Genomic DNA, 20,304 nt, shown 5'->3' with positions numbered 1-20,304 from the left:
TAACTCTTCGTGTTCGCACTGCGACTGTGGGGGCATGAAGGCGCGAACCCCTGGCCTGGGACGGATCCGGGCGATCGTTTACGTGCGTGAGCGGGACGCCGAGCGGTGCCGCCGGTGGGCGGGCTGCCATGACTGGACGGTCGCGGCGGTCGTGCGGGAGATCTCGCCGGACGGGCCGCCGATGGCGCGGCTCGGGCTCCGGACGGTCTTCGGCCTGCTGGACGCCGGGTGCGCCACGGTGCTGCTGGCCGCGACGCGGACGGAGGTCGCCGAAGGCCCGGACGGCTTCCTCAAGGTGTGCGCGCGGGTCGAGCGGGCCGGCGGGTTCGTGCACGTGCTCGACGATCCCGAGGAGGACGGCCATGCGCCGTAGCCATGCCGACCACGCCCGCCGCGACGGGCTGCACGACTTCGCGGAGTCGCCCGCTCCCCCGCCCGTCGAGGCCCGGGCCGTCCACCTGGAGATGCTGGCGCGTGCGGTCGCGGAACTGACCGGGCTGCGGGCCCGGGTCGTGCCGGCGGGGCCCGCGTTCCTGCGGGTCGTCAACCCGAAGGCGGCGAGTCTCGCGGAGGACGTGCGGTGCGATCTGCTCGCGGGCGAGTGGTGGTTCGTGTGGAGCTGGGGTGACCGGCTCGGTCCGGCGGACGATCCGGACGGCGCGGCCCGGATGCTCGACCACGTGCTCAGTCCGGGGCGCTGACGGTTTCGAGCAGGCGGGCCGTCAGGGGGTTCGGGTCGTCGCGGCGCCAGGCCACGGCGACGCGGGTCCGGGCGGGCGTGTCGAGGGCGCGGAAGGCGACGCCCTTGAGGCGGACGCGGCGGATGCCCGCCGGGGCGATCGAGACGCCCAGGCCCGCTTCGACCAGCGCGCAGACGGTCTGCCATTCGACGGCGTTCTGCGTGACGTGCGGAGCGTGGGACGCCGCCGTGCAGAGGCCGACGATCCGGTCGTGGAGACCCGGCCCGGCCTCGCGCGGGAGGAGGATGAACGGTTCGTCCGCGAGGCTCGCGACCGGGACGGTACGGCGGGCGGCGAGGGCATGACCGGACGGCAGGACGGCCACGAACCGCTCGTCCAGCACGGTCGCGAAGTCGAGGTCCGGGTCGTCCTCGGGTGGTTCGCGGAGGAGGCCGGCGTCGATGGTCTTGTCGCGGAGCGCGGTGAGCTGCGGTGCGGTCGTCATCTCGTGGATGTCCAGGTGGACGTCCGGGAACCGGTCGCGGAAGCGGCGCAGCAGGTCGGGCAGGACGGTCAGGGCGAGCGAGGCGGCGAAGCCGATGCGCAGGCATCCTGACCGTCCCTCGCCTGCGGCGCGAGCGGCGGCGAGGCCGTCCGCCAGGCCGGAGAGGGCGCGCTGGGCGGCGGGCAGCAGCTCGCGTCCGGCGGGAGTGAGGGTGATGCGTCCGGGTTCGCGACGGAACAGCGGATGGCCGACCTTGTCCTCCAGGCGCCGGATCTGCTGGCTCAGCGGCGGTTGCGCGATGCCCAGCCTGGCCGCGGCGTGCCCGAAGTGCCGCTCCTCGGCGAGGACGACGAACGCGTGCAGTTGCGGCAGCGGCAGTTCGGGGCGGTCCATACGCCCAGAGATATCACGGCTGAGGCTCGCCGGTATTGGACGTATCGCCGCTGGTCATTCTAGGTTCGGCGGGTGACAGAGCGACGTGCGATCCTCAGCGGTTCGACCTTCGAGGAGCAGATCGGATACGCCCGCGCCGTGGTGGACGGCGACCGGGTGCACGTGTCCGGGACGACCGGTTTCGACTACGCGACGATGACGATCCCGGACGGCGTCCGGGAGCAGGCCGAGCAGTGCCTGCGCAACATCGGGGACGCGCTGGCGCAGGCGGGGTGCGGTTTCGCCGACGTGGTCCGGGTGCGCTACCTGCTGCCCGACCGCGCCGACTTCGAGCCGTGCTGGCCCGTGCTGCGGGCGGCCTTCGGGGACGTCCGCCCGGCCGCGACCATGATGGTGTGCGGGCTCGCCGACCCCAGGATGAAGATCGAGATCGAGGTGGACGCGCGCCGGCCCGGACCGGCTCGTCCGGCGGCCGGGGAGACTACGCCCGCCGTGGTAGGGCGGGACACTCCGCACGCATGACGACTCGGGGCGGCGGGGCGTCCGATGATCGGGCGATGGACACCTCGATCCCCCTCGGACGCCGCCGCTTCCTCCGGCTCTCCGGCACCACGGCCGCCGCCGTCGCCGCGGGCGGAGGGACCGCCTCGGCGGCGTCCGGCGAGAACGCGATCAGGCATCGGACGGTCCGGACGAACGGCATCCGCATGCACGTCGCCGAGGCGGGACGCGGACCGGTGGTGCTGCTCCTGCACGGCTTCCCGGAACTCTGGTACTCCTGGCGGCACCAGATCCCGGCGCTGGCGGCGGCCGGATTCCGCGTCCTGGCTCCCGACCTGCGCGGATACGGCCGGACGAGCGCGCCCGCCGAGCCGTCCGCCTACCGCCTGCGCGAGAACCTCGCCGACCTCACCGGCCTGCTGGACGCGCTCGGCGTCCGGACGGCGGCCGTCGTCGGCCACGACCAGGGCTCGACCATCGCCTGGGCCGCCGCCCAGCTCCACCCGGACCGCTTCCCCGCGGTCGTCTCGCTCGGCGTCCCCTACACCGCCCGGACGCCGATGCCGCTCACGCAGCTCCTCCGCAAGAACAATCCGGGCAAGTTCAACGTCGTCCTGTACTTCCAGGAACCGGGGGTGGCGGAGGCCGAGCTCGACGCCGACGCGTCGCGGACGCTGCGGATGACGATGTACGCGCTGTCCGGCCAGGCTCCGCCCGATCTCGTGCCGCGATGGCTCCTCGGGACGCCCGAAGGGTCCGGTTATCTCACGCCGCTGCCCGATCCCGGCGTGCCTTCGCGCTGGTCGCCCTGGCTCACCGACGCGGAATTCGGTCACTACGTGCGGGAGTTCCGGCGCACCGGTTTCGACGGGGCGATCCGGCGCTACCGGACGTTCGACATCGACTGGTCCGACCTGCCGATGGTCGGCACGATCGAAGTGCGCCAGCCCGCCCTCTACGTGACGGGCGACCTCGACTCGGCCTACCGGTTCCAGAGCGATCTCAGCGCCATGCGCGCCGGCGTCCCCGGCCTGCGCGGCGTCGAGATCCTGCCCGGCTGCGGCCACTGGACGCAGCAGGAACGTCCCGCCCGCGTCAACGAACTCCTCATCCGCTTCCTGCACTCGCACCACACCACCCCCTAGCCCGCCCACGCGAACACCACGCCGCGCAAACAACGCGGCACCCTAACAACGCGCCGCGCCGCGCAACCGAGGCCTCGCGCGAACGCCACGCCTCGCGTGAACGACGCGGCGCGCGAACGAGGCGGCGTGAACTAGGGGTGCTGGGCGTAGGACGCCAGGCGGTCGGCGAAGTCGGCGACGAGGTCGCGTAGTTCGTCCGGGCGCTCGATGACGAACGGGCGGTCGAGCGAGGCCAGCACCGGCGGCAGCCAGTCGAGCCGCTCCGCGCGCACCTCGACGCGCCGCCATCCCTCGGTCGCGTCGTCCTCGACGAGCGCGACACTCGCGGGGAGGCGGGCGCGGATCTGGTGGACCGTCGCCTGGATCCGCAAGGTCACTTCGTGCCGGTACTCGGCCGTGGCGAAGCCGGACAGGAGGCGCTCCGCCGGGTCCGTCCGCTCGGGCGGCGGCTCGAACGAGCCGGGGAGCGTCCTCGCGTCCTCGATCCGGTCCAGCCGAAAAGTGCGCGCCTCGCCGAGCTGCACGTCCTCGCCCGTGACGTACCAGCGGCCCGAGTGGGCGACGAGGCCGTGCGCGTGCAGCGTGCGCTCGCTGCGGCGCCCGTCGCGGCCGGTGTACCGGATCGAGATCGGCCGGTGGTTCCGGACGGCGTCGGCGACGGCGAGCAGGATCCCGGTGTCCGGAGCGTCCGGTTCGCCGGGGCTGTCGGTGAAGGCGACGGACTCCAGGACGGCGTCCACCCGCCGGGCCAGATGCCGGGGCAGGACGCGCCGGATCTTGGCCGCGGCCGTCTCCCCCGCCGTCCGCTCGGCCGCCGTCAGCCCCGTCCGGCGGCCCGCGACCAGGCCGAGCAGCACGGCGAGCGCCTCGTCGTCGCCGAGCATCAGCGGGGGCAGCCGGTAGCCGGGGCCGATCCGGTAGCCGCCGTAGCGTCCGCGCACCGACTCCACGGGGACGTCGAGGACGATCAACTGGTCCACGTACCGCCGCACGGTGCGTCCGTCCACGCCGAGCCGGTCGGCGAGCTCGGCGACCGTGCGCGTGCCGCCGGACTGGAGCAGCTCCAGAAGCGTCAGCACGCGGCCGGTGGGACGGGACATGTCTCCACTTTAATCCGAATACAGGACGGGTTCTGTCCAGTATCCCGCCTAGCGTGCGAGACGCGTCAGACCCCGACACCCTCGACAACTTCGGAGAACGTCATGGAATTCGTCTCGATCCGCATCATTACCGGCGATGTCGCCCGTCTCGTCGACTTCTACGAGCGCGCCACGGGCGTGGCGGCGGAGTGGGCCACCGAGGAGTTCGCCGAGCTCCGGACGCCGTCCGCCACCCTGGCGATCGCCGGAACCGGCACCGTGCCGCTGTTCGCGCCGGGCTCGGCCCGTCCGGCGGACAACCACACGGTGATCATCGAGTTCCTCGTGGACGACGTGGACCGGACGCACCGGAACGTGGCCGGTCTCGGCGCCGACATCGTCGCCGGGCCGACCACGATGCCCTGGGGCAACCGCTCCCTGCTGTTCCGCGACCCCGACGGCAACCTCGTCAACTTCTTCACGCCCGTCACCCCGGCGGCCGTCGAGAAGTTCGCCCGACGCCGCCCCGCCTGACCGGCCGCCCGCCCCAGCCCCGCCCGACCGGCGCACCCCCGGCCGCGCCCCGGCCAGGACGGGCAGCGCGGCCCGAGCACGCCCCGGTCACGCGGGCAGCGCGGCCCGAGCACGGCCCGGTCACGCGGGCGGCGCGGCCCGAGCACGCCTTGCCTGCTCGGGCCGCGGTCGCCACGACTGCGGAGTCAGAGGCGGCCGTTCGCGGCGGCCACCTCGGCCGGGACGCGCGGCTTCGCGTCGCTGTTCGGCCTGCCCTCGCCGGTCGTGAGGAGGGCGGGCAGGCTCTCGGTGACGAAGAACGTCCACGCGGAGTGGCACGCGTCGTAGCAGTCGTAGGACGGGACGAGCCCGTGCTGGGTGAAGACCAGCTCGGTCGCGCCGTCCTTCTCGGTGATGTCGAACGTGATCGTGTTGCCGATCCACTCGGTCTTGTCCTCGACGAACGCGAAGTCGTTGTCCAGGACGAGCCAGGCGACGCGGCGTCCGGGCACGGCCTCGGTGACGCGCATCCGGGTGCGGTGGGTGTCGAGGTAGTGGTAGCCGAACTCGGCGCCCACGCGGTCGGCCGGCCCGTCGATCTCCTCCGACCACCAGGCGCGCGGGTCCAGGACGGCGTCGTAGACCTGCCGCGCGCTGACCCCGTCCACGGTGATCGCGGTGGTGAAACTCTGCTCGGACATGGCGTTGCTCCTTCTGGCCGGACTACTGGTCGAGATGCTTCTTCAGCGCGTCCAGGTGGCCGTCCCAGTCGCGGGCGAGGGCGGCGAGGTACTGCTGCGCGACCCGCATGGGCGCCGAGCACAGCCGGTACCGGACGCGGCGGCGTTCGCCCGGCTCGGCCGTCACGAGGCCCGCGTCGGTGAGCAGCGCGAGGTGCTTCGCGACGGCCTGCCGCGTGATCGGCAGGCGTCCGGCGAGGTCGGTCGCGGTCGCCGGGCCGCCCGCCGCCAGCTCCGCCAGGACGGCCCGCCGGGTCGGGTCGGCGAGCGCCGCGAACACCTGCTCCGCGACCGCCTCCGCGCCCAGGCTGGCGCCCGCCTCCGCGCCCGGATCGGCGCCCGGGTCGGGGCCCGCCTCCGCGCCCAGGCCGGCGACCGGATCGGCGCCCGGGCCGGCACCCGCCTCCGCGCCCGCCTCCGCGCCCGGATCGGCGCCCGGGTCGGGGCCCGCCTCCGCGCCCAGGCCGGCGACCGGATCGGCGCCCGGGCCGGCACCCGCCTCAGCACCCGGGTCGGTGCTCGCCTCGGCGCCCGGGTCAGGCCGCATCGAGGTGGGCGGCGAGGTTGCGGAACTGCTCGGCCCAGCCGTCGCGGTTGCCGCCGAACGCCTTGCCGTGCGCGTCGTCCGGGAGCTGCGCGAAGCCGGTCTCGACGACGGTCAGGCGCGTGCCGCCGCCGGACGGCTCCAGCGTGAACTCGACATAGGTGCGGCGCGGGTCGTCGTCCGGCAGGCCGTAGACCTGCCAGGTGAAGCCGAACACCGCCGGCTCCTCGACGCGCTCGACGCGCAGGTGCTGCTCGAAGCCGTTGCCGAAGCGCAGCCGCCCGGCGCCACCGGGCTTCGGCTCCAGCGTGGCCTCGGCGGCGAACCAGGCGGCGAGGCCGTCGGCCGTGGCGAGGGCGCTCCACACCCTGGCGGGCGGGTGCGCGAGTTCCATGGTCCGTTCGATCCGGTCGGGAAAGCCCATGAGCCACCTCCGTGTAGCAACCTGTTGGTTGCAACACTATGGCAACCGATCGGTTGCGTCAATGGCTCCGGCTCACGGCACCTCGGGCAGCGAGCGGACGAACTCCAGCAGCCGGCGGACGGTCGGCAGCGCGTCGTCCAGCCCCTGCTCGGCCAGAGCGGCCTCCGCCCCTTCCACGAACGGCCGCCGGACGGCCCGGATCCGGTCCGCCAGTTCCCGTCCGGACGGCGTGAGCGCCAGCTCGACCTGCCGCCCGTCGTGCGGCGACGGGCGCCGCTCGATCCAGCCCGCCGCGCCGAGCCGGTCGGCCAGGCGGCTCGGATGGCCCGGGTCGGCGGCCATCCGCGCGCCGAGCCCGGCGATCGAGAGCGGGCCGTCCTCGGCGAGGATCACCAGCGCCTCCGCCTGCACGGGCGTGACGCCGAGCGGGCGCAGCAGCCGCGCGAACCTCCGCTCCAGCTCACGGTTGGCGACCTTGACGGCCATGACCAGTTCGAGCACGGGATCCACGCCGGGAGTCTATTGCCTTATGTGTCATGACATGCATATGCTGCCCGCGACCCCGATCTGTGTCATGACACACAAGGAGGTGGGGCGGCGTGCGCCGGATCAGGTTCTCGCGGACCCCCGTGTTCCACTTCGAGGCCCTGCGCGCGGTGTGGACCGCCGCCGCGGGCGGTGGCGACTTCGGCGAGGTCGCCGCCGTGCTGGAGCGGGTGCGGCCGAACGACTTCGAGTCCTGGTACCGGCGCTGGTCGGAGATGGCCGAGCGGGTCGTCGACGGCGCCCGCGCGACCGGCGAGCCGGTGTCCCGCGGGCGGGCGCTGCTGCGGGCGAGCAACTACGTGCGGGAGGCCGAGTTCTTCCTGCGCCCGGACGACCCGCGGCGCGTCACCGCCGCGCAGGCCCAGCGCAGGTTCTTCGACGCCGGGACCGCCTACCTCGGCGTCCCCATCACGCGCGAGCGCGTCCCCTACGGCGACGCCCACCTGGAGACCCTGCTCCTCACCCCGCCCGCCTCGCCCGCCCAGCCGGCGCCGCGTGGGCCGAGGACGCTGCTGGTCGTCCAGGGCGGCTTCGACTCGACGCTGGAGGAGCTGTACTTCATGATCGGCGCGGGCGCGGCCGAACGCGGCCACGACGTGCTGATGTTCACCGGCCCCGGCCAGGGCACCACCCTGCGCGAGGACGGCGTGCCGTTCACCCCTGAGTGGGAGCGCCCGACCCGCGCCGTCCTCGACTGGGTGGACGGGCGCGTCGAGGCGGACCGCACGGTCGGCGTCGGCATCAGCTTCGGCGGCCACCTGCTCGCCCGCGCCGCCGCGTTCGAGGAGCGCTACGACGGCATCGTCCTGTTCGACTACTTCCCGGGGATGCTCGACGCGTTCGTCCACAGCGTCCCGGCACCGCTGCGCGGCGCGTTCACCCGGATGCCCGCCTGGCTCCGCGCGTCCATCCCGGTCTACGCCCGGTTCGACGCGCAGGCCCGCTGGGCGATCCGCAACGCGCTCTGGACGTTCGGCGTCGGCACCCTGCCCGATCTCGTCGAGACGCTGCGCGCCTACGACGACCACGACTGGGCCGGCCGGATCACCGCCGACGCCCTGGTCATGGCCGGCGAGGGCGAGCACTTCTACGATCCCGAACTCGCCCGCGACTTCACCGGGCGCCTGACCGGCGCCCGCTCGACCCGGCTGCGCCTCTTCCCCGCCGAGGGCGGCGGCCACCTGCACTGCCAGGCGGGCGCGCTCGAACAGGCCCACGAGGTGATCTTCGAGTGGCTGGAGAGGACCGCCCCCGCCCCGGTGTGAACCGAGCGGACGTCAACCGGGAGGACGAACCGGAAAAGGTCCGCTAACCTGCCGGAATGGAGATCACCACGCTGGCCGAGCGGCCGGAGCTGGAGCCCGCGCTGCTGGAGCTGAGCGGCGAATGGCCGGGCTTCACCGGATACGAGGCGATCACGCAGAGCCGGTGGGCGGAGATCCCGCGATCCTTCCCCGAGTTCGTGCTCGTCGCGACCGAGGGAGGGGAGCTGGTCGCGCGCGCGTTCAGCGTCCCGTTCCGCTCCCGCGGCGCGCTCCCCGGCACCGGCTGGGACCAGGTCATGATCTGGGCCTTCCGCGACCACGCCGCCGGGACGCCGACCGACGCCGTCAGCGCGATCGAGATCACCATCCGCGGCGACCACCGCGGCGCCGGCCTCTCCTCGACCATGCTCGGAGCCATGCGCGACAACGCCAAGGCCCGCGGCTACACCGAGCTCGTCGCGCCCGTCCGGCCGAACGCCAAGCACCTGGAGCCCGCGACGCCGATGGCCGAGTACGCCTTCCGCACCCGCGAGGACGGCCTCCCCCACGACCCGTGGCTGCGCGTCCACATCCGCGCCGGCGGCGTCATCGACTCCCTCGCCCCCGCGTCCATGGTGATCGCCGGGTCCCTCGCCCAGTGGCGGGACTGGACGGGCCTCCCCTTCGACGCCGCCGGCCCCGTCGAGGTCCCCGGCGCCCTCGTCCCGGTGACCTGCTCGCTGGAACACGACCACGCCGTCTACGTCGAACCGAACGTCTGGATCCGCCACACCCTCTGAGCACCCCGCGACATCAAGCAGCGGCATCGCCGGGCCGCGACGTCACCAGGCCGCGCCCCCGCTCACGCCCTTCCCGGCGAGAAGGGGGAACGTGCGCAGGACTCCGGTGTCCAGGTCGTAGCGGGCGAGCCGGCCGTCCTTCTGCAACAGGACGTGCCGTCCGCCGCCGTCCGGGTCGAGGGTGCCCCACGAGCCGTTCCGCTCGTCCCAGGTCTCGGTGGACACGCGGATCGTGCCGTTCCTGAGCTCGTCCACCGACGTCGTGCGCCCGTTGGACGCGACGCTCTCGGCGATGATCGAGTCACCCGCGAACGCGGCCGCGACGACCCCCGCCGGCAGCGGTGACCGGCGCGTGCGTCCCGTACCGGCCGCCATGCTGACGATGTTCCGCCCGTCGAACGTGATCGCCCGCGCCCCGTCCAGCGTCGAGGAGGGGTCGATGGCCGAGACCCCGCCGATGGCGAACACGCGGGAGCGTCCCGTGGCCAGGTCGAGGACGGTCAGCACGCCGCGCATCGGATCTGTCCACATCAGCCGCGTCCCGTCCGGGGCCGCCGCCAGCACCGGGAGCGCGGACATGGTGAACGAGGCGCGGTCCACGGGTCGCAGGTCGGCGGGCTCGCCGCGGTCGCCGAGCCGCAGCCGGTAGATCCGCTGCGTGTTCTCGCCGAGGCCGAGCACGGCGTCCAGGAAGAACAGCCGGTTGTCGCGGGCGGCCGTCACCCCGGCGAACCAGGCCACCTCGCGGGGCGTCGGGACGGTCGCGACGACACGTCCGGCCGAGGCGTCCCTGACCTCGACGACCGACGTCGGCCGTTCCCCGGGGCCCCGGCCACCGCGCACCACGACGACGAAGTCCGGCGACGCCGGCGCCGGACCGGCCACCGGCACGGACTCCGGCCGCGGCGCGCCGGCGCGGTGCCCGTCCCCCGGCGCGACCAGGGCGACGACCGCGATGACGGTCACCAGCGCGGACGCGGCGGCCGGCACCGCCCACCTCCATGCCGACCCGCTCCGGAACCGGCGCCGCCGCCGGGCCGGGACCACCGGCACGGTACTCGGCACGGCCTGCTCCGCCAGCTCGGAGAGGACCTCGCGAATCGCCGTCTCCAGGTCGTTCATGCCTTCCCTCCGAGAGTCCGCGCGAGCGCCGCGAGCGCCCGGGACGTCGTCGACTTGACCGTGCCGGCGGAGATCCCCATCGCCTCGGCGATCTCCGCCTCCGTGAGGTCGAGGTAGTACCGGAGCACGAGCGCCTCGCGCTGCCGGGCGGGGAGCCCGGACAGGGCGGCGTGCACCTCGCGGTGCTCCTCGGCGACGATGGCCGCCGCCTCGGCGGACCACACCGACGGGTCGTGGGCCGGGCGCAGCCTCAGCCGCCGGCGGCGTAAGACCGAACGGCAGCCGTTGACGACGGCCGTGCGGAGGTACGGCAGCAGGTCGTCGCGGTCGGACAGCTCCGGCAGCCGCCGGTGGACCCGGGCGAACGCCTCCTGGACGACGTCCTCCGCGGTGGCGCGGTCGCCGACGATCAGCAGGGCGGTGCGGACGAGGTGCAGGTGGTGCCTGCGGAACAGGCTCCCCAGCACCTCGCCGGCATCGTCGGATGGGTTTCGCACGTCGAGTCCCACACCTCATACACGCGGACGCGGGGTGCGGGGTTGCTCGGCGCGGACGGTTTGGCGCAGCGCGGACGGGTCGGGCGCAGCGCGGACGGGTCGGGCGCGGCGCGGACGGGTCGGGCGCGGCGCGGACGGGTCGGGCGCGGCGCGCTAGAGGCGGGCGGCGATGGCCTTGGCGAAGCGGGCGGCGGAGTCGGGGGCGATGTCCAGGAAGAGGGAGGGCTCGGTGAGTTCCAGTTCCATCAGGACCGGGGTGCCGTCGGGGCCGGTGACCATGTCCACGCGGGCGTAGAGCAGGTCGGAGCCGCCGGGGACCGCGGAGAGCGCCCGGTCGGCCAGGGCGAGCTGGGCCTCGGTGGGCCGGGCGGGGGTGATCGCGCCCCGGCCGTCCGCGCCGGTGACCAGGCCCTCGACGCCCGCGCCCGCGCGGAGGATGGGGGCCTTGCGGGCGGCGTGGCTGAACTCGCCGTCGCAGTAGACCAGCGCCGTCTCGCCCTCGGTGTCCACGGCGGACAGGAACGGCTGCACCATCGCCGGGGCGCCGCGCAGCGCGGCGAGGTGGGCGCGGGCCTGCTCGTCCTCCACGCCGCGGCGCCAGCGGGCGGTGTCGCGGGAGCCCGCCGAGACGGCGGGCTTGACGACGAACTCGTCCCAGTCGGGCAGGTCGTCCGGGTCCCAGAGGGTGGGGACGGTCGGGACGCCCGCCGCGGCGAGGTCGCGCAGGTAGCGCTTGTCGGTGTTCCAGCGCAGCACGGACGCCGGATTCGCGACGTTCGGGAGGGAGTCGGCCCAGGCCAGGAACTCCGCGCGGTGGTCGATGTAGTCCCACGTCGAGCGGATCACCGTCAGGTCGTAGGACGGCCAGCCGGCCGCGGGATCGTTCCACACCACCGGCTCGGCGGTCACGCCGAGGTCGGCGAGGGCGGCGCGGAGCAGCGCCGCCTCCGCGCCGCCGTCGGGAATCAGGGAGAACGTGGCGATGGCGACCTTCATCGGACGGGGAGACCTTCCTGGCGCAGGGCGTCCTTCACGTCGGGGATCGTGAGTTCGCCGAAGTGGAAAACCGACGCGGCGAGGACCGCGTCGGCGCCGGCGGCGATCGCGGGGGCGAAGTCGCCCACGGCGCCCGCGCCGCCGGACGCGATGACCGGCACCGACACCTCGGCCCGGACGCGCCGCAGCATCTCCAGGTCGAACCCGGACTTGGTGCCGTCGGCGTCCATGGAGTTCAGCAGGATCTCGCCCACGCCGAGCTCCTCGCCGCGCCGCGCCCACTCGACGGCGTCGATGCCGGTGCCGCGGCGTCCGCCGTGGGTGGTGACCTCGAAGCCCGAGGCGGTGCCCTCGGCGCGGCGCGCGTCCACCGACAGCACGATGCACTGCGAGCCGAACCGGTGCGCGGCCTCGCGCAGGAACTCGGGACGGGCGATCGCGGCGGTGTTCACCGACACCTTGTCCGCGCCCGCGCGCAGCAGCCGGTCCACGTCCTCGACGGTGCGGACGCCGCCGCCGACCGTGAGCGGGATGAACACCTGCTCGGCCGTGCGGCGCACCACGTCGTAGGTCGTGGAGCGGTCGCCGGACGACGCGGTGATGTCGAGGAAGGTGAGCTCGTCGGCCCCCTCGGCGTCGTAGCGGGCGGCCAGCTCGACCGGGTCGCCCGCGTCGCGCAGGTGCTGGAAGTTGACGCCCTTGACGACCCGCCCGGCGTCCACGTCCAGGCAGGGGATCACTCGAACGGCGACGGTCACGATGCCTCCCGATTGCCGCGCCAGACGCCGCGCGAGACGCCGCGCCAGACGCCGCGCGAAACGCCGCGCGAGACGCCGCGCGAGGTGAAGGGCTCGGTCAACGCACGGCCTCCAGTGCCTCTTCCAGCGTGAACGCGCCCGCGTACAGCGCCTTCCCGACGATCGCGCCCTCGACGCCGACCGGCACCAGCTCGGCCAGCGCGCGCAGGTCGTCCAGCGAGGACACCCCGCCGGACGCGATGACCGGCTTGTCGGTGCGCGCGCAGACCTCGCGGAGCAGCTCGGCGTTCGGGCCGCGCAGCGTGCCGTCCTTGGTGACGTCGGTGACGACGTAGCGCGGGCAGCCGTCGTCCTCCAGGCGCGCGAGGACCTCCCAGAGGTCGCCGCCCTCGCGGGTCCAGCCGCGCGCGGCGAGCGTGGTGCCGCGCACGTCCAGGCCGACCGCGATCCGGTCCCCGAACTCGGCGATGATCTTGCGGCACCAGGCCGGGTCCTCCAGCGCGGCGGTGCCGATGTTGACCCGCGCGCAGCCGGTCGCGAGCGCGGCCTCCAGGGACGCGTCGTCGCGGATGCCGCCGGACAGCTCGACCTTCACGTCCAGCCGCCCGGTGACCTCGGCGAGCAGCTCGCGGTTGGAGCCGCGGCCGAACGCGGCGTCGAGGTCCACCAGATGGATCCACTCCGCGCCCGCCTCCTGCCAGGCGAGGGCGGCCTCCAGCGGCGCGCCGTAGGAGGTCTCGGTGCCCGCCTCGCCCTGCACCAGGCGGACGGCCTGGCCGTCGGCGACGTCGACGGCGGGAAGCAGCGTCAGTGACATGAGAAAGGGACCCTTACCAGGAAGGACGGGTGGATCAGGACGAGGCGGAACAGAGGTTGGTCGAGCGTGGCGGTCAGTCGACCGTGGCGAGCCAGTTCTCCAGCAGCTGCGCCCCGGCGTCGCCGGACTTCTCCGGATGGAACTGGGTGGCGCACAGCGGGCCGTTCTCGACGGCCGCGACGAAGCGGTCGCCGTGCTCGGCCCAGGTGACCAGCGGCGGCCTGATGTTGCCGGACGGGTCGGCCTCCAGCTCCCACGTCCGGACGCCGTAGGAGTGCACGAAGTAGAAGCGCGTGTCCGCGTCGAGCCCGGCGAACAGCGCCGAACCGGACGGCGCGTCCACGGTGTTCCAGCCCATGTGCGGCAGGACGGGCGCGTCGAGCCGCTCGACCGTGCCCGGCCACTCGTGGCAGCCCTCGGTCGTGACGCCGTGCTCGACGCCCTTCGCGAACAGGATCTGCATGCCGACGCAGATGCCGAGCACCGGACGGCCGCCCGCGAGCCGCCGTCCGATGATCCGCTCGCCCTTGATCTTCAGCAGCCCGGCCATGCACGCCTCGAACGCGCCGACGCCGGGGACGACCAGGCCGTCCGCGGCGAGGGCGGCGTCGAAGTCGGAGGTCACGGTGACGTCCACGCCGTGCCGCGCGATCGCGCGCTCGGCCGAGCGCAGGTTCCCCGACCCGTAGTCGAGGACCACGATGCTCTTGCCGGAGGCGCTCACAGCGCGCCCTTCGTGGACGGGATGCCGTGCACCTTCGGGTCGAACGCGACCGCGTCGCGCAGCGCCCGCGCGAGCGCCTTGAACTGCGCCTCGACGATGTGGTGCGCGTTGCGCCCGTAGGGCACGTGGACGTGCAGGCAGACGCCCGCGTTCGCCACGAACGACTCCAGGATGTGCCGGGTCATCGTCGTGTCGTACTCGGGGCCGATCATCGGGGCCATGTTCCCGGGCTCGCTGTGCACCAGGTACGGACGGCCCGCGATGTCCACGGTGACCTGCGCGAGCGCCTCGTCGAGCGGGACCGAGGCGTTCGCGAACCGGCGGATGCCCGCCTTGTCGCCGAGCGCCTCGCGGAACGCCTGGCCGAGCGCGATCGCGGTGTCCTCGATGGTGTGGTGGCTGTCGATGTACAGGTCGCCGGTCGTCTTGACCGTCAGGTCGAACGAGCCGTGCTTGCCGAGCTGGGCGAGCATGTGGTCGTAGAAGCCGACGCCGGTCGCGACGTCCACCTCGCCCGTCCCGTCGAGGTCCAGCTCGACGAAGACCTCGGTCTCCTTGGTCCCCCGCGAGACCCTGCCCGTGCGGCTCACTGACTCTCCTTGAGTGCGGTTCGGAAGGCGTCCATCTCGTCCGGGGTTCCGACGCTGACCCGCAGCCACTCGGGCGGTCCCACCTCCCGGATCAGGACGCCCCGGTCGAGCATCCCCTGCCAGACCTTGCGGCGGTCCGGGAATGTCCCGAAAAGGACGAAATTGGCGTCGGAGTCGGCGACGCGGAAGCCCTCGCCGCGCAGCCACCCGACGATCTCGTCGCGCTCGCGGCGCAGCGCCTCGACCGAGCCGAGCAGCTCGGCGCCGTGCGCGAGCGCGGTGCGCGCGACGGCCTGCGTGACGGCCGACAGGTGGTACGGCAGCCGGACGAGCAGCAGCGCGTCGATCACGGCCGGGTCGGCGGCGAGGTAGCCGAGCCGCGTGCCGGCCATGGCGAACGCCTTGGACATCGTCCGGGTGACGATCAGGCGCGGGTGGCCGTCCAGCAGGGTCAGCGCGGACGGCGTCCCGGCGCGGCGGAACTCGGCGTACGCCTCGTCCACCACGACCATGCCGGGGGCCGCGTCGAGGACGGCCTCGATCGCGGCGAGCGGCAGCGCCGTCCCGGTCGGGTTGTTCGGCGAGGTCAGGAACACGATGTCCGGCCGATACTCGCGGACGGCCCGGACCGCGGCCTCGGGCTCCAGCCCGAATTCCTCGTCGCGGAACGCGTTCACCCAGCGGGTGCCGGTCACGCCGGTGATGATCGGGTGCATCGAGTAGGACGGCTCGAAGCCCAGCGCCGTCCGGCCGTGCCCGCCGAACGCCTGGAGGATCTGCTGGATGATCTCGTTCGAGCCGTTCGCGGCCCACACGCGGCGCCCGGTCAGGCCGACGCCCGGCGTGTCGGTGTTCAGGAACGCGGCCAGGTCGTCGCGGAGCGCCACGGCGTCGCGGTCCGGGTAGCGGTTCAGGCCGCCGGCGACGTCCATGACGGCCTCGCCGAGCGCCTTCACGAGCCGGTCGGACGGCGGGTACGGGTTCTCGTTGGTGTTCAGCGCGTACGGGACGCCCAGCTGGGGTGCCCCGTAGGGCTCCCGGCCCCGCAGGTCGGCGCGGATCGGGAGGTCGGAGAGGGACGTCACGAAGGGATCTCCCAGTCGAAGCGGGCCTTCATCGCGGCTCCGTGGGCGGGCAGGTCCTCGGCCTCGGCGAGCGCCACCACGCGCGCGGTGGCGTCCGCGAGGGCGGTCTCGTCGTAGCGCACGACGTGGACGCCGCGCAGGAACGACTGGACCGACAGGCCGGACGAATGGCAGGCGCACCCGCCGGTCGGCAGGACGTGGTTGGAGCCCGCCAGGTAGTCCCCCAGCGACACGGGCGCGAACGCCCCCACGAAGATCGCGCCGGCGTTGCGGACCCGCGCCGCGACGGCCTCGGCGTCGGCGGTCTGGATCTCCAGGTGCTCGGCGGCGTAGGCGTCGACGACCTTCAGCCCGGCCTCCACGTCGTCCACCAGGACGATCCCGGACTGGCGGCCCGCGAGGGCCTCGGTGATCCGCGCGGTGTGCCGGGTGCGGTCGGTCTGGATCTTCAGCTCGGCCTCGACCGCGTCCGCGAGCTCCACCGAGTCGGTGACCAGGACGGCGGCGGCGAGCACGTCGTGCTCGGCCTGGCTGATCAGGTCGGCCGCGACGTGCACCGGGTCGGCGGTGCGGTCGGCGAGCACGGCGATCTCGGTCGGACCGGCCTCGGAGTCGATGCCGATCACGCCCTTGAGCAGGCGCTTGGCCGCCGCGACCCAGATGTTGCCGGGGCCGGTCACCAGGTCGGCGCGCGGGCACTCCTCGGTGCCGTAGGCGAACATCGCGATCGCCTGGGCGCCGCCGGCCGCGTACACCTCGTCCACCCCGAGCAGCGCGCACGCCGCGAGGATGGTCGGGTGCGGCAGCCCGCCGAACTCCGCCTGCGCCGGCGAGGTGACCGCGAGCGAGCCGACCCCGGCCTCCTGCGCCGGGACGACGTTCATCACGACGCTGGACGGGTAGACGGCGCGTCCGCCCGGCACGTACAGGCCGACGCGGCCGACCGGGATCCACCGCTCGGTCACGGTGCCGCCGGGGACGACCTCGGTCGTCACGTCCGTGCGGCGCTGGTCGCGGTGGACCTTGCGGGCGCGGCGGATCGACTCCTCCAGCGCGTCGCGGACGGCCGGGTCGAGCCCGGCGAGCGCCCGGCCGATCTCCTCGACGGGAACGCGGGTGCGCTCCAGCTCCACGCCGTCGAACCGCCTGGTGTACTCCCGTACGGCCGCGGCCCCATGATGGCGCACGTCCTCGCAGATCGGCCGCACCTTCTCGAGGGCGGCCTCGACGTCGAGCTCGGCGCGGGGCAGCACGGAGCGCAGGTCGCCGGGAAGCGAACCGCGCAGATCGATACGGGAAATCACCCCGCCAGTCTACGGAGTGAGTCCATCGGGTGAGGTACCGTCTCGCCTGCCGAGACGCGCATCACCGGAGTTTCCGGGACGCATGTGACACACGCGACCCGCGTGGACGACACGCGACCCGTGTGAACCGTTCCAGCGGGCGATGCGTCGATCATGAGGCAAGCTCCCTCGGGTAGAAAGAGGATCCATGCGCAAGATGACGGTGGTCGCGGTCGCCGCGACGGCCACGATCGGCGGGGCCGGCCTCGTCGCCGCCCCGGCGAACGCCTCGGAGATCACCTCCGCCAAGGCGTCCTTCGGACGGCTGACCGAGTTCCGGACCCCCACGGGCGGGCTGTTCTACACGGCCAGCGCCAAGGAGGCCAAGCTCGCGGTCGCCAAGTACAAGTTCCGCCCGACCGGCGCGAAGCTGGGCTACCTGAGCGCCAAGCCGTTCCGGGGCGGCCTGCCGCTGTACCGCCTGCGGACGAACGGCAAGAGCGCGAACTACCTGATCACGATGTCGGCCAAGGAGCGGAACAAGCTGGTGGCCAGCCACCGGTTCCGCTACGAGGGCGTGCTCGGCTACTCCTCGACCAAGTCCGCCACGACCCGCACGCTGCTGCTCCGGGTGACCAACGGCAAGGTCTGGAAGCTGGCGCTCAAGTCCCAGTACCCGTGGCTGAAGAAGCACGGCTACAAGCTGGACGGCCCGCTCGGCTACGTGTGGTATCGCGCCTGACCACGCCCCGCTGACGCCCCGGCCGCGGGCCGCCGACCAGCCCCGTTCGGTGCTGCCGGCGGCCCGGTCCAGGGCGGCCGGCGCCCGGGTCTGAGCGCCTGACGCCGGGCTCGGAGCGCCTGACGCCCGGGCTCGGAGCGGCTGACGCCCGGGCTCGGAGCGGCTGACGCCCCGGTTCCCGCCCTCCCAGTGCGGGAGCCGGGGCGTAGCGCGTTCCAAAGGCGATTTCCGATCGCGGGCGGCCGGCGTTACGTCCGTCCGGGACCGGGGTCGCCTTCGGCGCTCCCTCAGGCGGTGAGCGTGCCGTCCAGGATCGTGACGGCTCCCCCGGTGAGGACGACCCGGTCGCCGCGCAGCTCCGTGCGGACGTACCCGCCGCGCTCGGACGCCTGGTACCCGGTCAGGTCGTCGCGTCCGAGGCGGGCGGACCAGTAGGGCGACAGGGCGCAGTGCGCGGAGCCGGTCACCGGGTCCTCGCCGTCCGCCCGGAGCCCGCGGGCCCCGAAGAACCGGGACACGAAGTCGTGGTCGGCGCCCGGCTCGGCGGGCGCGGTGACGATCACGCCGCGCGCCTCGATCGCGCCGAGCGCCGCGAGGTCGGGCGCCAGCCCCCGGACGGTCTTGGCGTCGGCGACCTCGGCCAACACGTCGTTCACCGGCGTCCGGCCGGTCCAGGACACCGGGGCGCCGAGGGCGGCGGACAGGCCGTCCGGCTCGGTGGTCTCCTCGGGCGGGCAGGACGGGAAGTCCATCGCCAGGCCGCCGCCGGGCGCGGGCGCCACGGTCAGCACGCCGCTGTGCAGCGTCCGGAAGCGGAGCGGCCTGCCGGCCTCGGCCGTGCCCGTGCTGAACAGGGCGTGCGCGGCGGCCAGCGTCGCGTGCCCGCACAGCACGACCTCGACGACAGGGGTGAACCAGCGCAGCTCGAAGTCGGCGTCCGGGTCGTCCGCGCCGAGCGGCCGGACGAACGCGGTCTCGGAGTGCTTCATCTCGGCGGCCACCCGCTGCATCCAGTCCGGCTCGGCGGGACCGTCCAGCAGGCAGACTCCGGCGGGATTGCCCGCGAACGGGCGCTCGGTGAAGGAGTCGACGACAAGCAGTCTCATGCCTTCGACGCTAATCGCGCGCCGCGTCGCCGGGAAACGGCCAATCCGCGCGAGTGGCCTGCTCGCCGCTCGTGATCGAGCGGAGCAGGTCAGGCGCGGGTGGTCAGGCGGGCGAGGGCGGTGAGGCGCGCGCGGACGGGGACAACGGGGACGGAGACGGGAACGGGCACGGAAGCGGTGGCGGGCACGGAAGCGGGGACGGGCACGGCAGCGGGGACGGGCACGTGCTCGGCGGTCGGGACGGCGGCGGCGGGCCGAGGCGCGGCGGCGCGGGGCGCGGCGGCGCGGCGGGGGGCGGCGTCGTGGCGGTGGCCGGGGCCGGGCGCGGCCTCGTCGCAGTAGTGCGCGTCCCAGCGGCGGGGGCAGGCGACGATCCAGCCGAGCACGAAGCCCACGGCGAGGCTCGCGACCCCCATCATCAACAGGTTGAGCCACATGTCGGGCGCTCTCCAGGTCTTTCCGGGGGGCGAACCCCCCGGGACGTGGGACGACGTTAGCGGCCCGCGCACCCCCGCCACCGGCGCTTCCACCGGAACTGGCCCGTGGTGACCATAGGCCCATGCCCCGTTCCGGCCATGTCGGAGTGCCCGTCGCGCGCCTGCCCACGCCGGGCGGGGCGACGTAGGCTGGCGGGGAGGGCACCTGTCGCGCCCGAGGGCCCGGTACGGCCGCGAGTGGGGAGGACGCGATGACCGATCGGATCGCCCTGTTCCCGCTGAGCGCGGTGCTGTTCCCCGGGGTCGTCCTGCCGCTGCACCTGTTCGAGGACCGGTACCGGACGCTCCTGTCCGACCTGATGAACGGCCCGGAACCCCGCCGCTTCGGGGTGGTCGCGCTGGAGCTCGGCCGCGACACCGACGACTTCGGCGAGGCGGGCGGCGGATCCGGCCCCGCGGAGCCCCCCGGCGCACCGGACCTGCCCGGCGCGGCGGTCACGCCGCGGCTGGCGGAGGTCGGGTGCGTCGCCGAGCTGCACGATGTCGTCCCGCTGCCGGACGGCCGGTTCGACGTCGTGACGGTCGGCGGGCGGCGGTTCCGGCTGAAGGAGCTGGACCGTTCCCGGCCCTACCTCCGCGGGGACGTCGAGTTCCTGCCGGAGGAGCCGGGGGACGCGACGGGCGGGCTCGTCCGGCGCGTCCGGCAGCTGTTCCACCTGTACCGGCACCGGCTCGCGGCGGCGGGCGCGGCGGCGGGCGACCCGGGCGACCTCCCGGACGACCCGGTCGCGCTGTCCTACCTGGTCGCCGCCGCGACCGTGCTCGACCCGGCGGACAAGCAGCGCCTGCTCGCCGCCGAGGACGCCGCGCACCGGCTCCGCGCCGAGCGCGACCTGCTGCTGCGCGAGACCCGCCTGCTGGACGCGCTGCCGACCGTCCCGGCCGGGCAGTTCCTGGACTCCTCGTTCCATCCCAACTGACCGGTGCCCGCGTCCGTCCGCCGGCGGCGGGCCGTCCGCCCCGCAATGATCGC

General features: G+C 74.1%; 26 protein-coding genes. 9 read left to right on the top strand and 17 right to left on the bottom strand.

Annotated elements, in window-relative coordinates:
- Window positions 1-34: 34 nt before the first annotated feature.
- Both ACFPCY_RS11640 and ACFPCY_RS11635 read left to right on the top strand, forming a co-directional pair.
- Entirely contained in the window at window positions 35-373 is a 339-nt protein-coding gene (locus ACFPCY_RS11640; protein ID WP_378254205.1) for a hypothetical protein, read from the top strand.
- Complete coding sequence (locus tag ACFPCY_RS11635) at window positions 363-701, top strand: hypothetical protein (protein WP_378254203.1); 339 nt, start codon at window positions 363-365, stop codon at window positions 699-701. Before ACFPCY_RS11640 ends, ACFPCY_RS11635 begins: the two co-directional genes overlap by 11 nt.
- Here the strand turns inward: ACFPCY_RS11635 and ACFPCY_RS11630 are convergent.
- On the bottom strand, window positions 685-1,578 hold the full coding sequence (locus ACFPCY_RS11630) for a LysR family transcriptional regulator (protein WP_378254201.1): 894 nt from the start codon (window positions 1,576-1,578) through the stop codon (window positions 685-687). The two genes, ACFPCY_RS11635 and ACFPCY_RS11630, sit on opposite strands and share 17 nt — an antisense overlap.
- A gap of 72 nt (window positions 1,579-1,650) precedes the next feature.
- Here ACFPCY_RS11630 and ACFPCY_RS11625 point away from each other — a divergent pair, with 72 nt between their 5' ends.
- Window positions 1,651-2,100, top strand: coding sequence for a RidA family protein (locus tag ACFPCY_RS11625; RefSeq protein ID WP_378254200.1), 450 nt, complete (start codon window positions 1,651-1,653; stop codon window positions 2,098-2,100).
- Window positions 2,097-3,224 carry an alpha/beta fold hydrolase gene (locus ACFPCY_RS11620; RefSeq protein ID WP_378254198.1) on the top strand — a complete coding sequence of 376 codons (1,128 nt, stop codon included), beginning with the start codon at window positions 2,097-2,099 and terminating at the stop codon, window positions 3,222-3,224. Before ACFPCY_RS11625 ends, ACFPCY_RS11620 begins: the two co-directional genes overlap by 4 nt.
- A gap of 131 nt (window positions 3,225-3,355) precedes the next feature.
- On the opposite strand, the gene ACFPCY_RS11615 is transcribed toward ACFPCY_RS11620, so the two are convergent.
- Window positions 3,356-4,324 (bottom strand): helix-turn-helix transcriptional regulator, encoded by a 969-nt coding sequence (locus ACFPCY_RS11615; RefSeq protein WP_378254196.1) that lies wholly within the window; start codon window positions 4,322-4,324, stop codon window positions 3,356-3,358.
- A gap of 102 nt (window positions 4,325-4,426) precedes the next feature.
- Here ACFPCY_RS11615 and ACFPCY_RS11610 point away from each other — a divergent pair, with 102 nt between their 5' ends.
- Window positions 4,427-4,837 carry a VOC family protein gene (locus ACFPCY_RS11610; protein ID WP_378254194.1) on the top strand — a complete coding sequence of 137 codons (411 nt, stop codon included), beginning with the start codon at window positions 4,427-4,429 and terminating at the stop codon, window positions 4,835-4,837.
- Between the two features lie 185 nt (window positions 4,838-5,022).
- Here the strand turns inward: ACFPCY_RS11610 and ACFPCY_RS11605 are convergent, their stop codons facing one another.
- The 4 genes from ACFPCY_RS11605 to ACFPCY_RS11590 all read right to left on the bottom strand — a co-directional run bounded on the left by ACFPCY_RS11605 (window position 5,023) and on the right by ACFPCY_RS11590 (window position 7,034).
- The gene (locus tag ACFPCY_RS11605; RefSeq protein ID WP_378254192.1) at window positions 5,023-5,517 is read right to left on the bottom strand and encodes an SRPBCC family protein; all 495 of its coding nucleotides are present in this window, start codon (window positions 5,515-5,517) and stop codon (window positions 5,023-5,025) included.
- Between the two features lie 22 nt (window positions 5,518-5,539).
- Window positions 5,540-6,103, bottom strand: a complete 564-nt coding sequence (locus tag ACFPCY_RS11600) for an ArsR/SmtB family transcription factor (protein WP_378254190.1) — start codon at window positions 6,101-6,103, stop codon at window positions 5,540-5,542.
- The gene (locus ACFPCY_RS11595) at window positions 6,093-6,524 is read right to left on the bottom strand and encodes an SRPBCC domain-containing protein (RefSeq protein WP_378254188.1); all 432 of its coding nucleotides are present in this window, start codon (window positions 6,522-6,524) and stop codon (window positions 6,093-6,095) included. The genes ACFPCY_RS11600 and ACFPCY_RS11595 overlap by 11 nt, the downstream gene beginning before the upstream one ends.
- 72 nt (window positions 6,525-6,596) lie before the next feature.
- Window positions 6,597-7,034 carry a MarR family winged helix-turn-helix transcriptional regulator gene (locus ACFPCY_RS11590; RefSeq protein ID WP_378254186.1) on the bottom strand — a complete coding sequence of 146 codons (438 nt, stop codon included), beginning with the start codon at window positions 7,032-7,034 and terminating at the stop codon, window positions 6,597-6,599.
- A gap of 89 nt (window positions 7,035-7,123) precedes the next feature.
- On the opposite strand from ACFPCY_RS11590, the gene ACFPCY_RS11585 reads away from it, so the two are divergent.
- Both ACFPCY_RS11585 and ACFPCY_RS11580 read left to right on the top strand, forming a co-directional pair.
- Entirely contained in the window at window positions 7,124-8,335 is a 1,212-nt protein-coding gene (locus ACFPCY_RS11585; protein ID WP_378254184.1) for an alpha/beta hydrolase, read from the top strand.
- Between the two features lie 56 nt (window positions 8,336-8,391).
- Window positions 8,392-9,114, top strand: coding sequence for a GNAT family N-acetyltransferase (locus tag ACFPCY_RS11580; protein ID WP_378254180.1), 723 nt, complete (start codon window positions 8,392-8,394; stop codon window positions 9,112-9,114).
- Between the two features lie 42 nt (window positions 9,115-9,156).
- On the opposite strand, the gene ACFPCY_RS11575 is transcribed toward ACFPCY_RS11580, so the two are convergent.
- From ACFPCY_RS11575 to hisD, 9 genes are all read right to left on the bottom strand, one after another.
- Entirely contained in the window at window positions 9,157-10,236 is a 1,080-nt protein-coding gene (locus ACFPCY_RS11575; protein WP_378254178.1) for a hypothetical protein, read from the bottom strand.
- The gene (locus ACFPCY_RS11570; RefSeq protein WP_378254176.1) at window positions 10,233-10,733 is read right to left on the bottom strand and encodes an RNA polymerase sigma factor; all 501 of its coding nucleotides are present in this window, start codon (window positions 10,731-10,733) and stop codon (window positions 10,233-10,235) included. Before ACFPCY_RS11570 ends, ACFPCY_RS11575 begins: the two co-directional genes overlap by 4 nt.
- A gap of 153 nt (window positions 10,734-10,886) precedes the next feature.
- Window positions 10,887-11,729, bottom strand: a complete 843-nt coding sequence (locus ACFPCY_RS11565) for an ATP-grasp domain-containing protein (RefSeq protein ID WP_378254174.1) — start codon at window positions 11,727-11,729, stop codon at window positions 10,887-10,889.
- Window positions 11,726-12,487 carry an imidazole glycerol phosphate synthase subunit HisF gene (gene hisF / locus ACFPCY_RS11560; protein WP_378254172.1) on the bottom strand — a complete coding sequence of 254 codons (762 nt, stop codon included), beginning with the start codon at window positions 12,485-12,487 and terminating at the stop codon, window positions 11,726-11,728. Before hisF ends, ACFPCY_RS11565 begins: the two co-directional genes overlap by 4 nt.
- A gap of 97 nt (window positions 12,488-12,584) precedes the next feature.
- Window positions 12,585-13,304, bottom strand: coding sequence for a bifunctional 1-(5-phosphoribosyl)-5-((5-phosphoribosylamino)methylideneamino)imidazole-4-carboxamide isomerase/phosphoribosylanthranilate isomerase PriA (gene priA, locus ACFPCY_RS11555; protein ID WP_378254170.1), 720 nt, complete (start codon window positions 13,302-13,304; stop codon window positions 12,585-12,587).
- A 73-nt stretch (window positions 13,305-13,377) separates the two neighbouring features.
- Window positions 13,378-14,028: an imidazole glycerol phosphate synthase subunit HisH gene (hisH, locus tag ACFPCY_RS11550; protein ID WP_378254168.1), complete on the bottom strand. Its 651-nt coding sequence runs from the start codon at window positions 14,026-14,028 to the stop codon at window positions 13,378-13,380.
- Complete coding sequence (gene hisB, locus ACFPCY_RS11545) at window positions 14,025-14,618, bottom strand: imidazoleglycerol-phosphate dehydratase HisB (RefSeq protein ID WP_378254167.1); 594 nt, start codon at window positions 14,616-14,618, stop codon at window positions 14,025-14,027. The genes hisH and hisB overlap by 4 nt, the downstream gene beginning before the upstream one ends.
- A complete protein-coding gene (locus ACFPCY_RS11540; RefSeq protein WP_378254165.1) occupies window positions 14,615-15,703 on the bottom strand; it encodes a histidinol-phosphate transaminase in 1,089 nt (362 codons plus the stop codon). Before ACFPCY_RS11540 ends, hisB begins: the two co-directional genes overlap by 4 nt.
- Window positions 15,700-17,007 (bottom strand): histidinol dehydrogenase, encoded by a 1,308-nt coding sequence (gene hisD, locus ACFPCY_RS11535; protein WP_378254163.1) that lies wholly within the window; start codon window positions 17,005-17,007, stop codon window positions 15,700-15,702. The genes ACFPCY_RS11540 and hisD overlap by 4 nt, the downstream gene beginning before the upstream one ends.
- Before the next feature lie 187 nt (window positions 17,008-17,194).
- On the opposite strand from hisD, the gene ACFPCY_RS11530 reads away from it, so the two are divergent.
- The gene (locus ACFPCY_RS11530; protein ID WP_378254161.1) at window positions 17,195-17,728 is read left to right on the top strand and encodes a hypothetical protein; all 534 of its coding nucleotides are present in this window, start codon (window positions 17,195-17,197) and stop codon (window positions 17,726-17,728) included.
- Between the two features lie 287 nt (window positions 17,729-18,015).
- On the opposite strand, the gene ACFPCY_RS11525 is transcribed toward ACFPCY_RS11530, so the two are convergent.
- Together ACFPCY_RS11525 and ACFPCY_RS11520 are read right to left on the bottom strand one after the other, a co-directional pair.
- Complete coding sequence (locus ACFPCY_RS11525; RefSeq protein ID WP_378254159.1) at window positions 18,016-18,834, bottom strand: PhzF family phenazine biosynthesis protein; 819 nt, start codon at window positions 18,832-18,834, stop codon at window positions 18,016-18,018.
- 89 nt (window positions 18,835-18,923) lie between these two features.
- Window positions 18,924-19,271, bottom strand: coding sequence for a hypothetical protein (locus ACFPCY_RS11520; RefSeq protein ID WP_378254157.1), 348 nt, complete (start codon window positions 19,269-19,271; stop codon window positions 18,924-18,926).
- A 251-nt stretch (window positions 19,272-19,522) separates the two neighbouring features.
- On the opposite strand from ACFPCY_RS11520, the gene ACFPCY_RS11515 reads away from it, so the two are divergent.
- Window positions 19,523-20,251 (top strand): LON peptidase substrate-binding domain-containing protein, encoded by a 729-nt coding sequence (locus tag ACFPCY_RS11515; RefSeq protein WP_378254155.1) that lies wholly within the window; start codon window positions 19,523-19,525, stop codon window positions 20,249-20,251.
- Window positions 20,252-20,304 lie beyond the last annotated feature (53 nt).

It is taken from the genome of Actinomadura gamaensis, assembly GCF_042652125.1.
Classification (GTDB): domain Bacteria; phylum Actinomycetota; class Actinomycetes; order Streptosporangiales; family Streptosporangiaceae; genus Spirillospora; species Spirillospora gamaensis.
This window is presented reverse-complemented; position numbering and strand designations above follow the sequence as displayed.